General features: G+C 69.1%; 12 protein-coding genes. 8 read left to right on the top strand and 4 right to left on the bottom strand.

The genetic code is table 11. The features are described from left to right. Window positions 1–53: 53 nt before the first annotated feature. Together R0D99_RS09200 and hrpA are read right to left on the bottom strand one after the other, a co-directional pair. The gene (locus R0D99_RS09200) at window positions 54–1,094 is read right to left on the bottom strand and encodes a cation diffusion facilitator family transporter (RefSeq protein WP_317747956.1); all 1,041 of its coding nucleotides are present in this window, start codon (window positions 1,092–1,094) and stop codon (window positions 54–56) included. Between the two features lie 203 nt (window positions 1,095–1,297). After that, window positions 1,298–5,578, bottom strand: a complete 4,281-nt coding sequence (hrpA, locus tag R0D99_RS09205; protein WP_317747957.1) for an ATP-dependent RNA helicase HrpA — start codon at window positions 5,576–5,578, stop codon at window positions 1,298–1,300. Window positions 5,579–5,679: 101 nt separating this feature from the next. Here hrpA and R0D99_RS09210 point away from each other — a divergent pair, with 101 nt between their 5' ends. The 5 genes from R0D99_RS09210 to R0D99_RS09230 all read left to right on the top strand — a co-directional run bounded on the left by R0D99_RS09210 (window position 5,680) and on the right by R0D99_RS09230 (window position 9,534). Beyond that, window positions 5,680–6,102: a cupin domain-containing protein gene (locus tag R0D99_RS09210; protein ID WP_317747958.1), complete on the top strand. Its 423-nt coding sequence runs from the start codon at window positions 5,680–5,682 to the stop codon at window positions 6,100–6,102. A 43-nt stretch (window positions 6,103–6,145) separates the two neighbouring features. Then, on the top strand, window positions 6,146–6,340 hold the full coding sequence (locus R0D99_RS09215; RefSeq protein WP_317747959.1) for a hypothetical protein: 195 nt from the start codon (window positions 6,146–6,148) through the stop codon (window positions 6,338–6,340). 73 nt (window positions 6,341–6,413) lie between these two features. Further along, on the top strand, window positions 6,414–7,580 hold the full coding sequence (locus R0D99_RS09220) for a helix-turn-helix domain-containing protein (RefSeq protein WP_317747961.1): 1,167 nt from the start codon (window positions 6,414–6,416) through the stop codon (window positions 7,578–7,580). 149 nt (window positions 7,581–7,729) lie between these two features. Beyond that, a complete protein-coding gene (argA, locus tag R0D99_RS09225) occupies window positions 7,730–9,076 on the top strand; it encodes an amino-acid N-acetyltransferase (RefSeq protein ID WP_317747962.1) in 1,347 nt (448 codons plus the stop codon). Window positions 9,077–9,213: 137 nt separating this feature from the next. Further along, window positions 9,214–9,534 carry a GlsB/YeaQ/YmgE family stress response membrane protein gene (locus R0D99_RS09230; RefSeq protein WP_317747964.1) on the top strand — a complete coding sequence of 107 codons (321 nt, stop codon included), beginning with the start codon at window positions 9,214–9,216 and terminating at the stop codon, window positions 9,532–9,534. 1 nt (window position 9,535) lies between these two features. On the opposite strand, the gene R0D99_RS09235 is transcribed toward R0D99_RS09230, so the two are convergent. Further along, a complete protein-coding gene (locus R0D99_RS09235; RefSeq protein WP_317747965.1) occupies window positions 9,536–10,057 on the bottom strand; it encodes a disulfide bond formation protein B in 522 nt (173 codons plus the stop codon). Window positions 10,058–10,308: 251 nt separating this feature from the next. Next, complete coding sequence (locus R0D99_RS09240; protein ID WP_317747966.1) at window positions 10,309–10,857, bottom strand: NADPH-dependent FMN reductase; 549 nt, start codon at window positions 10,855–10,857, stop codon at window positions 10,309–10,311. A 184-nt stretch (window positions 10,858–11,041) separates the two neighbouring features. On the opposite strand from R0D99_RS09240, the gene R0D99_RS09245 reads away from it, so the two are divergent. The 3 genes from R0D99_RS09245 to R0D99_RS09255 are packed head-to-tail and all read left to right on the top strand — an operon-like array spanning window position 11,042 to window position 13,168. Continuing rightward, entirely contained in the window at window positions 11,042–11,875 is an 834-nt protein-coding gene (locus tag R0D99_RS09245) for an IclR family transcriptional regulator (RefSeq protein ID WP_317747967.1), read from the top strand. Further along, complete coding sequence (locus R0D99_RS09250) at window positions 11,872–12,660, top strand: hypothetical protein (RefSeq protein WP_317747968.1); 789 nt, start codon at window positions 11,872–11,874, stop codon at window positions 12,658–12,660. The genes R0D99_RS09245 and R0D99_RS09250 overlap by 4 nt, the downstream gene beginning before the upstream one ends. Further along, a complete protein-coding gene (locus R0D99_RS09255; protein WP_317747969.1) occupies window positions 12,542–13,168 on the top strand; it encodes a hypothetical protein in 627 nt (208 codons plus the stop codon). The genes R0D99_RS09250 and R0D99_RS09255 overlap by 119 nt, the downstream gene beginning before the upstream one ends. The last annotated feature ends 33 nt before the right edge of the window (window positions 13,169–13,201 follow it).

Raw genomic sequence — 13,201 nt, forward strand, 5'->3', positions numbered from 1 at the left:
GGCGTCGGGCCGCGCGCTGAAGCGTCCTGCCGCGCGGCCGGTACACATGCCGATCAGTGAGCCCCGTGCCCGTGCGCCGCGCCATGGCCGTGATCGTGGTCATGGTCATGCCGATGTTCCGGCCGATGACCGTGCGCGTGTGCCGGGGGCGACGGCATGGCGCCTGGCTGGGCCAGGCTGCAATCGGGGTGCGGCGCGTCGTCGTTCCAGTCGATGGCGACTGTGACGTGCTCGATTGAAAAGCGCCCTTTCACCGCGTGTTCGACGGCGCGCGAGACGATGCGCGCATCGTCGTCCTCGACCAGCCGCACATGCAGCGTGGCCAGCGCACGGCCCGACGTGATCTGCCACACGTGCACATGACGCACCTCGGCCACGCCGGTCACGGTGTCCATCAGGTAGGCGGCGATCTGCTCCGGCGCGGCGTGGGCGGGCGCGCCTTCCAGCAGGATGTGCAGCGACGTTTTCAGCAGCACCCAGGCGCTGCGCAGGATCAGCAGCGACACCACCACCGACAGGATCGGGTCGATCGGCGTCCAGCCGGTGGTCCAGATCACCACCGCGGCCAGCACCGCACCGACGGAACCCAGCAGGTCGCCCATCACGTGCAGCACCGCGCCGCGCACGTTGACGTGGTCGCTGTCGCCGCGCGTCAGAATCCACAGCACCCACAGGTTGACCAGCAACCCCGCCACCGCGACCCCGAACATCGGCCCGGCCAGCACCGGGTGCGGCTGATGAAAGCGGCGCCACGCTTCCCACAGAATCCACACCACGATGCCGAACAGCGTCAGCGCGTTGACGAAACCGGCCACCACTTCGAACCGCAGGTAGCCAAAGGTGCGCCGGCTGTCCGCCGCACGCCGCCCGAAGCGGAAGGCCGCGTAGGCCAGCGCCAGCGCCGCCGCGTCGGTCAGCATGTGGCCCGCATCGGCCAGCAGCGCCAGCGAGCCGGACATCAGGCCGCCCACCACCTCCACGATCATGAAGGCGAAGATCAGCACGAACGACAGCAGCACCTTGCGCTCGTTGTGGTGGCTTACCGTGGGCGCGTGCGAATGGTGGTCGTGGTCGTGGTGGTCGTGCACCGACATCGGATCAGTTCGGGGGCATGAAGCGATGTCGGCATTCTAGGCGGCCGCCGATGCCGGCAAAGGCGATAGGGCTGTGCGCTTCGGTGCAATCCTTGTGCTTCAATTTGCCCTTGTACGCTTGCCAGAAGCCGGCCTGCAGCTACCAATACGATAGCTTCATCACCGTCACGCCCCAGGTGACGATGCGGTCCGCCGCGTGGGCGCTACGCCGCCAGTTGGGCCCACACCTTGTCCAGCCGCTTCACGCTGACCGGCTGCGGCGTGCGCAGTTCCTGTGCGAACAGCGACACGCGCAGTTCCTCCAGCAGCCAGCGCAACTCCTGCATGCGCGCGTCCTGCTGGCCCTTGCGTTCGGCCACCAGGCGCCAGAAGCGCTGGTCCTGCGCGCGCGCCTCGGCCATGCGCTGCGTGTCGCGCGCGGGGTCGGCGCGCAGCTTGTCCAGGCGCAGCACGATGGCTTTCAGGTAGCGCGGAAAGTGTTGCAGCGCGGTCCACGGCGTGGCGGCCAGAAACTGCCTGGGCATCAGCCGCTGCAGCTGTTCGGCGGCGTCGCGCGTGGCGTCGGGCGCGCCCTTGGTGTCCTTGATCTTGCGCGTGGCGGTGGCGTATTCGGCCAGCACCGTGCCGGCCAGGCGCGCCACCTCGTTGGCGATGAGCGTCAGGCGCGCACGCCCTTCGTCCACGCGGCGCTTGAAGTCGGCCTGGTGGACGGGCAGCGGCTCGGTCAGGAAGGCGCGGTCGAGCGCCACGTCGATGATCTGCTGCCGCAGTTCCTCTGCCGTGCCCAGCGGCATGTAGGCCACGCCCATCTTCTGCAGGTCGGGGATGTTCTTTTCGAGGTACTTCAGCGCGTCCTTCACCTGCAGCGCGAACAGCCGGCGCAGGCCCAGGCGGTGGCGGGCGGCGGCGACTTCGGGTTCGTCGAACACCTCGATGCCGACCGCATCGCCCGCGTCGATGAGCGCCGGAAAGCCCACCAACACCTGCCCCTTGCGGCGGATTTCCATCAGCTCGGGCAGCTCGCCAAAGTCCCACGCGGTGTGGCGGGCGTCGGCCGACGTCGCCGGGGATTCTATGGTTTTGATAGCTGCCGGCGCTTGTCCAGAGAGCGCTGCAGGCTGTTTTTTCTCATGATGCGGGGGCGCACCGGGTGCTGAACTGCCCTCCGCCTCGCCGCCCGCCGCGGTCGCAGGCAAGGCGGCACGCAGGCCAGCCAGCGCCTGGAAGGCGCCTCGCGCCTCGCCGCCCAGCTCGGCCTTCAGCGCGCCCAGGTTGCGGCCCTGCCCGCGCTGGCGACCGTGTTCGTCGACCACGCGGAAGTTCATGAACAGGTGCGCGGGCAGCATGTCCAGCTTGAAGTCGGTGCGCTTCACATCGAGGCTGGTGGCCTCGCGCACCTGCTTCAGCAGCGCGTCGACCAGGCTGCCCTGGCCAAAGACGTCAGGCGCGCCCAGCAACTCGTTCAGGCGCGCGGCGCTGTCGGGCAGCGGCACGAAGCGGCTGCGCGGCTTTTGCGGCAGGCTTTTCAGCAGCGCCTGGATCTTGTCCTTCAGCATGCCCGGCACCAGCCATTCGCAACGCGCCTCGCTCACCTGGTTCAGCACGAACAGCGGCACCGTCACGGTCAGGCCGTCCTTGGCGTCGCCGGGCTGGTGCAGGTAGCTGGCAGCGCAGTCCACGCCGCCCAGGCGGATCATGCGGGGGAAGGCGCTGGTGGTGATGCCCGCGGCTTCGTGGCGCATCAGCTCGTCGCGCGTCAGGTGCAGCAGCCTGGGCGCGCTGCGGCTGGCTTCGCGCCACCAGGCCTCGAAGTCGCGCCCGTTGCAGAGGCCCTGCGGGATCTGGCTGTCGTAAAAGGCGTAGATCAGCTCGTCGTCGACCAGCACGTCCTGGCGGCGGCTCTTGTGTTCCAGCTCTTCCACCTGGGCGATGGTCTTCTGGTTGGCCGCCAGGAAAGGCAAGCGCCGCGACCAGTCGTCGGGCCATTCGCCGCCGACCAGCGCCTCGCGGATGAACAGATCGCGCGCGGCGTGCGGGTCGATGCGTCCAAAGCTGACGCGGCGCCCGGTGTACACCGGCAGCCCGTACAGCGTGGCGCGCTCCAGCGCGATCACGTCGGCCGCCTTCTTTTCCCAATGCGGGTCGAGCAGCTGCTTTTTCAGCAGGTGGCCGCCGACTTCTTCGAGCCACTGCGGCTCGATGTGGGCGATGCCCCGGCCGAACAGGCGCGTGGTTTCGACCAGTTCGGCGCAGACGATCCAGCGGCCCGGCTTCTTGCTGAGGTGCGCGCCCGGATGGCGGTGAAACTTGATGCCGCGCGCGCCCACGTATTCGCCGCTGGCGGCGTCATCGCCTTCCAGCTTGTGGCCCACGTTGCCCAGCAGGCCGGCCAGCAGCGACTTGTGCAGCGCCTCGTAGCCGGCCGGCTGCGCGTTTTCCTTCCACTGGTGCTCGGCCACCACGGTGTGCAGCTGCGTGTGGATGTCGCGCCATTCGCGCACGCGGCGGATGCTGATGAAGTTCTGGCGCAGCAGGCTTTCCCATTGGCGGTTGCTGAGCTTGTGGGCGGGCGCGCCCTCACCCCCGCCCTCTCCCGCAGGCGGGAGAGGGGGTTTCATGTCGCTTGCAGTCGCTGTGCCCGCCGCACGTGCGTTGCCCCCTCTCCCGCTGGCGGGAGAGGGTTGGGGTGAGGGTGATTCGCCCAGCGCGCGCCGGGCGGCCTCCATCGCCAGCGCCGCCCGCTGCGCCGCCGGCAGCGCGGCCAGGTTGGCGGGCTTCTTCGTCGCGCCGCGCCCTTCGGCCGCCGCCATTTCGCCGCGCGTCTTGACCACATGGCCACCGCGCGCATCGTGCAGCCATTTCCACAGGCGCAGATAGCCGCTGAATTCGCTCTTCTCGTCGTCGAACTTGGCATGCGCCTGGTCCGCCTGGGCCTGCGCCTCCAGCGGGCGGTCGCGCACGTCCTGCACGCTCAGCGCGGCGGCAATCACGAGCACCTCGCGCAGCGCGCCGCGGTCGCGGCCTTCCAGAATCATGCGGCCGACGCGCGGGTCCAGCGGCAGGCGCGCCAGTTCGCGGCCCAGCGGCGTCAGCGCCTGCGCGTCGTCCACCGCGCCCAGTTCGTTCAGCAGCTGGTAGCCGTCGCCAATGGCGCGGCCCGACGGCGCTTCGAGAAACGGAAAGTCCTCCACCCGCCCGCCCTCGCCCAGCAGGTTCAGGCTCTTCATGCGCAGGATCACGCCAGCCAGCGACGAGCGCAGGATCTCGGGGTCGGTAAAACGCGGCCGGCTGGTGAAGTCCTTCTCGTCGTACAGGCGGATGCAGATGCCGTCGGCCACGCGGCCGCAGCGCCCGGCGCGCTGGTTGGCCGCCGCCTGGCTCACCGGCTCGATCAGCAGCTGCTCCACCTTGCTGCGATAACTGTAGCGCTTGACGCGTGCCGTGCCTGCGTCAATGACGTACCGGATGCCCGGCACGGTGAGCGAGGTCTCGGCCACGTTGGTGGCGATGACGATGCGCGGCGCGCCATGCGTGTCGAACACGCGGTCCTGCTCGGCCTGCGACAGGCGCGCGAACAGCGGCAGCACCTCGGCGTGGCGCGTCAGCGGGCTGTGCGACAGGTGCTTGCGCAGGTGGTCGGCGGCTTCGCGGATTTCGCGCTCGCCGGGCAAAAAGATCAGGATGTCGCCCGCGGGCCTGCCGGTCCACAGCTCGTCCACCGCCTCGGCCATCGCGTCGTTCAGGTCGTGGTCGCGGCTTTCCTCGAACGGGCGGTAGCGCTGCTCGACCGGGAACATGCGGCCCGACACCATCAGCACCGGCGCGGGCTGGCCCTTGCCATCGGCAAAGTGCCTTGCAAAGCGGTCCGCATCGATGGTGGCCGAGGTGACGATCAGCTTCAGGTCGGGCCGGCGCGGCAATATCTGCTTTAGGTAGCCCAGCAGAAAGTCGATGTTCAGGCTGCGCTCGTGCGCCTCGTCGATGATGAGCGTGTCGTAGGCGCGCAGCAGCGGGTCGGTCTGCGTCTCGGCCAGCAGGATGCCGTCGGTCATCAGCTTCACGCTGGCGCCGGGCGACAGCCGGTCGTTGAAGCGCACCTTGTAGCCCACCACGTCGCCCACCGGCGTCTGCAACTCGTCGGCAATGCGCTTGGCCACCGACGTGGCGGCAATGCGGCGCGGCTGCGTGTGGCCGATGAGCCGCCCGCGCTGCCCGGCCGGCGCGTTGCAGCGCCCGCGCCCCATGGCCAGCGCGATCTTGGGCAACTGCGTGGTCTTGCCCGAACCTGTTTCGCCGCAGACGATGACGACCTGGTGCTGCGCCAGCGCCGCCATGATCTCGTCCTTGCGCGCGCTGACCGGCAGGCTGTCGGGAAAGTCGATCAGCCTGGGTTGGTTGGGTGCTACAAAATCAGGACGCGCCGCGCGCTCGGGGCGCGGGCTGCGGGGCGATCTGGCTTCGGAAGTGGGGCGCGGTTCGGTCATCGGGTGCGGGATTATCCCAGTGCGTCGCGCGCACGAAAATGCGCAGGGCGACCGTAGCATGTGCGCCCTGCCACCCCGAATTTCAACCGGAGCCCACCACCATGATCCGCACCCTGGCCACCCTCGGCGTCTGCGCCGCCCTTGCCGCCTGCGCCTCCGCGCCCGACACCACGAAGATCGCCGCCCCCAGCACCAACAGCGGCCTGGGCGGCGACGTGGCGGTCGGTCTGGTCGACCTGGCCGCGCACAAGCTGCCCGGCAGCAGCGCCGATTACGACCTGCGCGCCCGCGCGCTGACGCTGGCGCCGGGCGGCGGCGTGGGCAACCACCCGCACGCCGGCCGCCCCGGCATCGTGCGCGTGGTCAAAGGGACGGTGGTCGAAGGCCGCGGCAGCGCCAAGCGCGTGCTGAAAGCCGGCGACTTCTGGCTCGAAACGGCCGAGATCAGCCACTGGTTCGTCAACCCCAGCGCCACCGAGGCGGCAGAACTGTGGGTGGTGGACATCGTGCCGAAGAAGAAGTGAAACGGCCGCGCGCGCACCCCGTATTGCACAACGGCATAACGCCATGACACCCCGATTCCGCCCACGCCAGCCGCAGGCGAAAGTCCCCGCGCCCGCGCCGCGCAATGCCGTGGCGCGCGCCTTGGCCGGGCGGCGGGCGTCCAATGCGGCGGGCAAGCATTTGCGCAGCACCGCCGCGCAGCGCCGGGCCGAGCGCGTGGCGTTGGAAAAGCGCCTCAAGGGTGGTCTGGAAGACTGAGGCGCACCCTGCGCGCGGCCCCTCGGCGCTGCATTGACAGGCGGCCATCCGCTGGCACCCGGTTGGTGTGACAATGGTTCCACTCCTGTCGTACACGCACCCTCCGTCCGATTTTTTTTCAGCCATGGCGCCCGACGACCGCATCCGTCAGATCGCCGAAGCCCGCCACGCGGTGCTGGAGGCGGGTTCGTCATCGCCTGAGGCGATGGCAGGCGCCTGGCATGAGCGGGCGTGGCTCGAACGGTCCTGGCGCCGCTGCCTGAGCCAGGGCCAGCGGCCCGATCAGGCCGTCAGCTTCGACATGGTGCCGGCCGCGGCGCGGCGGCGCGCCGAAGACACGCACCACGCGCTGCTGCAGGCCGCGCGCCCCGAGATGCAACGCCTGGCGCGCGCGGTGGCGCCGATCCGGTACTTCGCCATCCTGACCGACGCGCAGGGCACGGTGGTCGAGACCGCCGGCGCCGTCGACCGGTCCGACCGCCGCGCCGAAGCCATCGCGCGCGTGGGCGTCGACCTGTCGGAGCGCAGCATTGGCACCAGCGCCATCAGCGCGGCGCTGGGCGAGCAACGCGCGGTGTGGCTGCACCGCGGCGAGCATTTCTTTCGCGACACCAGCGTCTATTCGTGTGCCGGCGCGCCGCTGTTCGGGCACGACGGGCGCTGCGTGGGCATGCTCGACCTGACCGGTGTCGACGTGGACGAGCGGCCCGAACTGCAGCACCTGGTGGCGCGCGCCGCGCGCAGCATCGGCAATGCGCTGGTGCACGGGGTGCCGCACGCGTTGCGCCTGGGCCTGACCTGGGCCGACGCCTTGCCCGGTGAGGCCCGCGACGATGCCCTGCTGTGCCTGGACGCCGAGGGCGCCGTGGTCAGCGCCAATGCGGGCGCACGGCAGATGCTGCCGCGCCTGGGCGACCTGGCGCACGGCCCCGTCCACGCCAGCGACCTGTTCGCCGTGCCGTGGAGCCAGCTGTTCGACCTGCGCCGGCGCGGCGGCCCGCTGGACGTGCCGCTGTGGTCGGGGCTGCGGGTCAGCGCCCAGGCGCTGCCGCCGCTGACGGACGCGTCGACCGCTACCGGCCCGTCGGCGGGCGCGCGCCCGTCCTTGAAGGCGCTGGAACACACGCTGATCCACCAGGCCGTGCGCGATGCCGGCGGCAACGTGGCCGACGCCGCGCGCGCGCTGGGGCTGAGCCGGGCCACGGTGTACCGGCGGCTGCACGCGCGGCGGTCGTCGTAGATGGGGGGCCGTTTCGGGCCCTTGCCCTTGTGGCGACTGCGCACACAGCTATCATTGTTGAAGTAACCTGCGCGCACTACACTCGCGGCATCGACGCTTTTTGCAGCGCTTTCTGACGGTGCCGCGCGCCGCCCCGCTGAAACCCATCCATGTCCGCTGTCTTCAATTTCACCTTCGTCCCCTGGTTTCGTGCGGTCGCGCCCTACATCCACATGCACCGCGGCAAGACCTTTGTCGTCGGCGTGGTCGGCGAGGCGATTGCGGCCGGCAAGCTGGGCTCCATCGCCACCGACCTGGCGCTGATCCAGAGCATGGGCGTCAAGATCGTGCTGGTGCACGGCTTTCGCCCGCAGGTCAACGAGCAGTTGCGCGCCAAAGGGCACGAGCCGCGTTATTCGCACGGCATCCGCATCACCGACGAAGTGGCGCTGGATTCGGCGCAGGAGGCCGCGGGCCAGCTGCGCTTTGAAATCGAGGCCGCCTTCAGCCAGGGCTTGCCCAACACGCCGATGGCGGGCTCCACGGTGCGCGTGATTTCGGGCAACTTCATCACGGCACGGCCGGTGGGCATCATCGACGGCGTGGATTTCAAGCACACCGGCGTGGTGCGCAAGGTCGACGTCGCGGGCATCACGCGCACGCTCGACACCGGGGCGATGGTGCTGATTTCGCCGTTCGGCTTTTCGCCCACGGGCGAGGCCTTCAACCTCAGCATGGAAGAAGTCGCGACCTCGGTGGCGATTGCGCTGCAGGCCGACAAGCTGCTGTTCCTGACCGAGACGCCCGGCCTGCGCGTGCGACCCGAAGAGCCGCCCGGCGACGACAACCCGATCGACACCGAACTGCCGCTGGAAGCCGCGCAGCGCCTGCTGGCGCGCCTGCCCTCGCCCGAGAAATCGACCGACCTGGCGTACTACCTGCGCTCGTGCGTCACCGCCTGCGTGCACGGCGTGGAGCGCAGCCACATCCTGCCCTACGCGGTGGATGGCGCGCTGCTGCTGGAGGTGTACGTGCACGACGGCATCGGCACCATGGTGGTCGACGAAAAGCTGGAAAGCCTGCGCGAGGCCACGCCCGACGACGTGGCGGGCATCCTAGCGCTGATCGAGCCGTTTGAAAAAGACGGCACCCTGGTCAAGCGCAGCCGCACCGAGATCGAGCGCGACATCGGCAACTACACCATCGTCGAGCACGACGGCGTGATCTTTGCCTGCGCGGCGCTCTACCCCTATCCCGAAGCCAAGACCGGCGAGATGGCCGCCGTCACCGTGTCGCCGCAGTCGCAGGGCCAGGGCGACGGCGAGAAGATCCTCAAGCGCATCGAGCAGCGCGCGCGCGCCATGGGCCTGCAGAGCATCTTCGTGCTGACCACGCGCACCATGCACTGGTTCATCAAGCGCGGATTTCAGCAGGTCGACCCCGAATGGCTGCCCGAGGCACGCAAGCGCAAGTACAACTGGGACCGCAAGAGCCAGGTGCTGGTCAAAAAGCTGTAGTGCGCGGGGGCGCGGGGCCGTCAGACGTGTAGGCGCTTTTCCTACTGTGCGAGCGCGCGTTCATCCCTAGATTGATAGGCAGGATCAGCGGGCGGCCCGTCGGCCGTTTCGCTGCGAAGCATTCAAGGGACGGAACAATGGCTATCGCAGGATTTCTGCTCGTCGGCCTGGTTGCGGGTTGGCTCGGTGGACTGTGGTTGGGAAACCGGGTGTACGGGGTGGCCGGCGATGTGATCGTGGGCATGCTGGGCGCAATGCTCGGCGGCTATGTCTTTGGCGCGCTGGGGCTTCAGCTGGGCGTGGGCGTGTGGGCCAGCGTGGCGGTGGCGGCGCTGGGTGCGCTGATACTGATAGTGGTGATGCGGCTGGTGAAGTCGCCGCCGTCGCTGGGCCGGCGGGCCAAGCCGCACGAAGGTGCACCGCGCCCCGATACGGACGGCGACGCAAAATCGCGCTGACTCAGCGCATCGACCAGGCGGTGCGGCGCGGCGCCTTCTGCAGCGCCGCCAGGATCACCACCATGAAGATCACGAACCACACGAAGGACCAGTTGGCGATGGTGCCGCCAAGGAAGGTCCAGTCGATAGCGCTGCAATCGCCCGAGCCCTTGAAGATCATGGGAATGGCGCGCTGCAGCGGAAAGGATTCGATCATGCCGTACAGGTCGCGCCCGCAGGTGGCCACCTCGGGCGGGTGCCACTGCAGCCAGCTCTGGCGCGCGGCGGTAAAGGCGCCGAAGGCCGCCATGCCCACCGCCAGTAGACCCCACAGCCGCCAGCCCGCCATCGACCTTGAAAACGCCGCCAGCGCGCAGAACACGCCGACGATGATCAGGGCATAGCGCTGCACGATGCACATCGGGCAAGGCTCCAGACCCACCACGTTCTGCAGGTACAGGATGCCGAACGCCAGCATGGCAAGGCAGATCAGGGCAATGGCGCCAAACACGCGGCGCGGACGAGCGAACAGGGAAGCAGACAAACGGGTTCTCCAGGCGGCGCCCAGCGGCGCGGGCGGCCAAGCGGCCGCAGGTGTGAGCCAGCGGCGCCGCTGAAGGTTCCAGGCCCCACGGTCTGAGCGCCACGCCACCGCCGCCAGCAACTACGATTCTAATAGCAGTCTACCCAGACTGAATCTGCGCAGGCGGCGATTTTAGTGCGCTTTTTGTGCGTGCTGATCCGCTCGGCTCGGGCGCGCAAGCCAGCCGGCCGGCGCGCGCCGATGGAGGACGGTCAGGCCGACAGCTTGTTCACCCAGGCCGCGAAGTCGTCCACGAACTTCTGCACGAAGTCCTTGCTGGCCGGCCCAATGGCGCCGTTTTCGACCAGGCCTTCCTTCCACTGGATGAACATCTCGGGTGCGCCCAGGGTCGGCATGTTCAGGTAGGCGATGACGTTGCGCAGGTGCTGCTGCGCCAGCGCCGTGCCGATGGCGCCCACCGACACGCCGCACACGGCCGCCGGCTTGCCGTTCCACACGCTCTTGCCCCAGGGGCGCGAGGCGTGGTCGATGGCGTTCTTCAGCACGCCGGGCATGGAGCGGTTGTATTCGGGCGTGACGAACAGCACGCCGTCGGCCGCCTTGATTTCGTCGCGCAGGCGCGTGACCTGCGGCGCCGGGTTGCTGTCATCGTCCTGGTCGTAGAGCGGCAGGTCGTCGATGCGCACGAAGGTGGCCTTCATGTTGGCCGGCAACTGCTTGACCAGCGCCTCGGCAAACTGGCGGTTGAACGATTCCTTGCGGATGCTGCCGACGACGACGGCGATGTTTTTCTGGCTCATGAGCGCTCCTTGAAGGGGTTGAATCGAATCACCCTTCGACCACACGCGGCCAGACGCCGAGGCACCGCCTGGGCAGCGGCCGTGGACGAAGGGTTCAGCCACGGATGATGCGCGAAATTCAACAGCACCGCGCGCTGCAGAGTTCGTCGGGCTCGTGTAGTGGTGATCGCACCATAATTCCCGCATGACAGAGTTGGACGCGACGGATTTGACGGCTTCACCCGACGACGAAGGCGATGGCGCGGGCGCGCGACGGCGCCAGCGCGGCATCCAGTCGATCGAAGTGGGCATGCGCGTGCTGCAGGCGCTGACCGAGCAACGGCGGCCGCTTCCGCTGAAAGAGGTCGCGCGCCTGGCCGACATGCCGCCGGCCAAGGCGCACCCGTATCTGGTGAGCTTCATGCACGTCGGCCTGGTCAAGCAGAACCCGCTGACAGGCCACTACGAACTGGGCCCCGGCGCCCTGCAGATGGGCTTGGCGGCGCTGCAACAGCTTGACCCGCTGACCGAAGCCAGTCAGGAAGCCGCACAGCTGGCCGCGCGCTCTGACCTCAGCATCGCGCTGGCGGTGTGGGGCCAACTGGGGCCGACGGTGGTGCGGCTGGACGAGCCGCGGTATCCGCTGCATGTGAACCTGCGTGTGGGCACGGTGATGTCGCTGTTCAACACCATTACCGGACGCGTGTTCGCCGCCTACCTGCCCGAGAAGATGGTGCGCAGCATGCTGGAGGACGAACATCGCCGCGTGGTGGGCGGCACATCCAGCCCGTTCGACACGCCCGAGGTGCAGGCGCTGCTGACCGAGATCCGCGCCACCGGCATGGGACGTGGGCTGTCGACGCCGCAGCCGGGCGTCAACACGCTGTGCGCGCCGGTCTTTGGCGCCGACGGCCGCATCGCGCTGGTGATGACCATGATCGGCCCGCAGGGCGTGTTCGACGCCGAGATCGACAGCCCGGCCGGCCGCCTGCTGCGCGAACACGCCGCCAACGTGTCGCACCGGCTGGGGGCGCGATGAACGGCGCGCGGGGCAGCGCGCGCGAGCTGAAGCACCAGGTGCTGGTGATGCTGGCGGCCGCCATGACGGCGGTGCTGGCGCGCTGGTGGGGCGGCTACCCCAACTGCCCGACCGACGAACTGAACTGGGCGCACATCGCGCAGCAACTGGACCAGGGCGTGGACTGGCCGGTGTCGGGGCCGCTGTACCTGGCCGTGCTGCGCGCGCTGGGCGGCAGCCTGCGCCACGACTACCCCCGCACGCTGGCGCTGATGGGCGTGCTGTTCGTGCCCCTGGCCATGCTGGCGCTGATCTGGCGCTACCGGCGGCTGGGCGTCAGCCCGCTGCGCATGACGCTGCTGGCGCTGTGCCTGAGCAGCTACTTCTGGGCGGCGCTGATCGAAAGCCGACCGCAGCAATGGGGCCAGGTGCTGGTGCTGGTGGGCAGCACCAGCCTGTGGCTGGCGCTGTCGGGGCGCGGCCCGTGGCTGGTGTACGCGGCCACCCTGGTGCTGACGGCGTTCACGCACATCCGGTCGTATGCGCTGCTGGTGATGCTGTCGCTGTGGCTGATGGGGTACTTCTTTTTGCTGCGCAACATTTCGCTGGGCACCCTGGCGCGGTGCGCGCTGGCGCTGGCGCTGTCGGCGGGGGGTGTTTCTGTTGCCGGGCGGCCCGTACGGGGCCATGCTGAACGACATCGCGCACAACCACCTGCAGGGCAACGGCTGGCGCATGGCGGGGCTGGCCGCGCTGGGTGCGACGGCGCTCATCATCCTGCTGCTGCAGCGCCATCACCTGCGTGACGTCGTGCTGCCGTGGTTCGAGCACCGGCTGCGGCGCGCGCGGGCACGGCCGCTGCTGTTCGGGCTGGGTACGCTGGCGGTGGTGGGTGTCACGCTGTCCGCCCAGGCGGCCATCCTGCCCGCGGACGCCTGGCGGCCTTACGGCGGCTCGGTGCTGCGCTTTGCGCTGTCGCAGTCGGGCAACCTGGCGTTTGCCACGCTGGTGGTGGCGGGCTGGATCGACACCGTCACGCGCGCCGACGCAACGCCCGCCCTGCGAGCCTTCACGGTGATGGGTCTCGGCTGGGCATGCATCGGCGCCCTGTTGCTGGCCGCGTCGGCGTTTCTGCTCGACACCAACTGGTTGCTGCGCGTACTGAACTACGCCATCCTGTTCGGTGCGCCGCTGGCGGCCGTGCCTTTGGCGGCGCTGCTGCGCAGCCGCCCCGCCGCGTGGCTGCTGGTGACGGCCATCGGTGGCGTCAGCTTCATGCTGGCGGTGCGGCACCTGGCGGTCTACAGCTGCTGATCGATAAAATTTAGATATAGACAAATTCGTTGA

The organism is Ottowia sp. SB7-C50, from assembly GCF_033110285.1.
Classification (GTDB): Bacteria; Pseudomonadota; Gammaproteobacteria; order Burkholderiales; family Burkholderiaceae_C; genus Ottowia.

What these genes read in the sequence shown, in the direction of transcription:
- argA (WP_317747962.1), top strand. Translation starts at nt 7,730, where the DNA reads ATGTCCGCTGTCTTCAATTTCACCTTCGTCCCCTGGTTTCGTGCGGTC.
- R0D99_RS09200 (WP_317747956.1), bottom strand. Translation starts at nt 1,094, where the DNA reads ATGTCGGTGCACGACCACCACGACCACGACCACCATTCGCACGCGCCC.
- R0D99_RS09245 (WP_317747967.1), top strand. Translation starts at nt 11,042, where the DNA reads ATGACAGAGTTGGACGCGACGGATTTGACGGCTTCACCCGACGACGAA.
- R0D99_RS09240 (WP_317747966.1), bottom strand. Translation starts at nt 10,857, where the DNA reads ATGAGCCAGAAAAACATCGCCGTCGTCGTCGGCAGCATCCGCAAGGAA.
- R0D99_RS09215 (WP_317747959.1), top strand. Translation starts at nt 6,146, where the DNA reads ATGACACCCCGATTCCGCCCACGCCAGCCGCAGGCGAAAGTCCCCGCG.
- R0D99_RS09210 (WP_317747958.1), top strand. Translation starts at nt 5,680, where the DNA reads ATGATCCGCACCCTGGCCACCCTCGGCGTCTGCGCCGCCCTTGCCGCC.
- R0D99_RS09250 (WP_317747968.1), top strand. Translation starts at nt 11,872, where the DNA reads ATGAACGGCGCGCGGGGCAGCGCGCGCGAGCTGAAGCACCAGGTGCTG.
- hrpA (WP_317747957.1), bottom strand. Translation starts at nt 5,578, where the DNA reads ATGACCGAACCGCGCCCCACTTCCGAAGCCAGATCGCCCCGCAGCCCG.
- R0D99_RS09255 (WP_317747969.1), top strand. Translation starts at nt 12,542, where the DNA reads ATGCTGAACGACATCGCGCACAACCACCTGCAGGGCAACGGCTGGCGC.
- R0D99_RS09230 (WP_317747964.1), top strand. Translation starts at nt 9,214, where the DNA reads ATGGCTATCGCAGGATTTCTGCTCGTCGGCCTGGTTGCGGGTTGGCTC.
- R0D99_RS09220 (WP_317747961.1), top strand. Translation starts at nt 6,414, where the DNA reads ATGGTTCCACTCCTGTCGTACACGCACCCTCCGTCCGATTTTTTTTCA.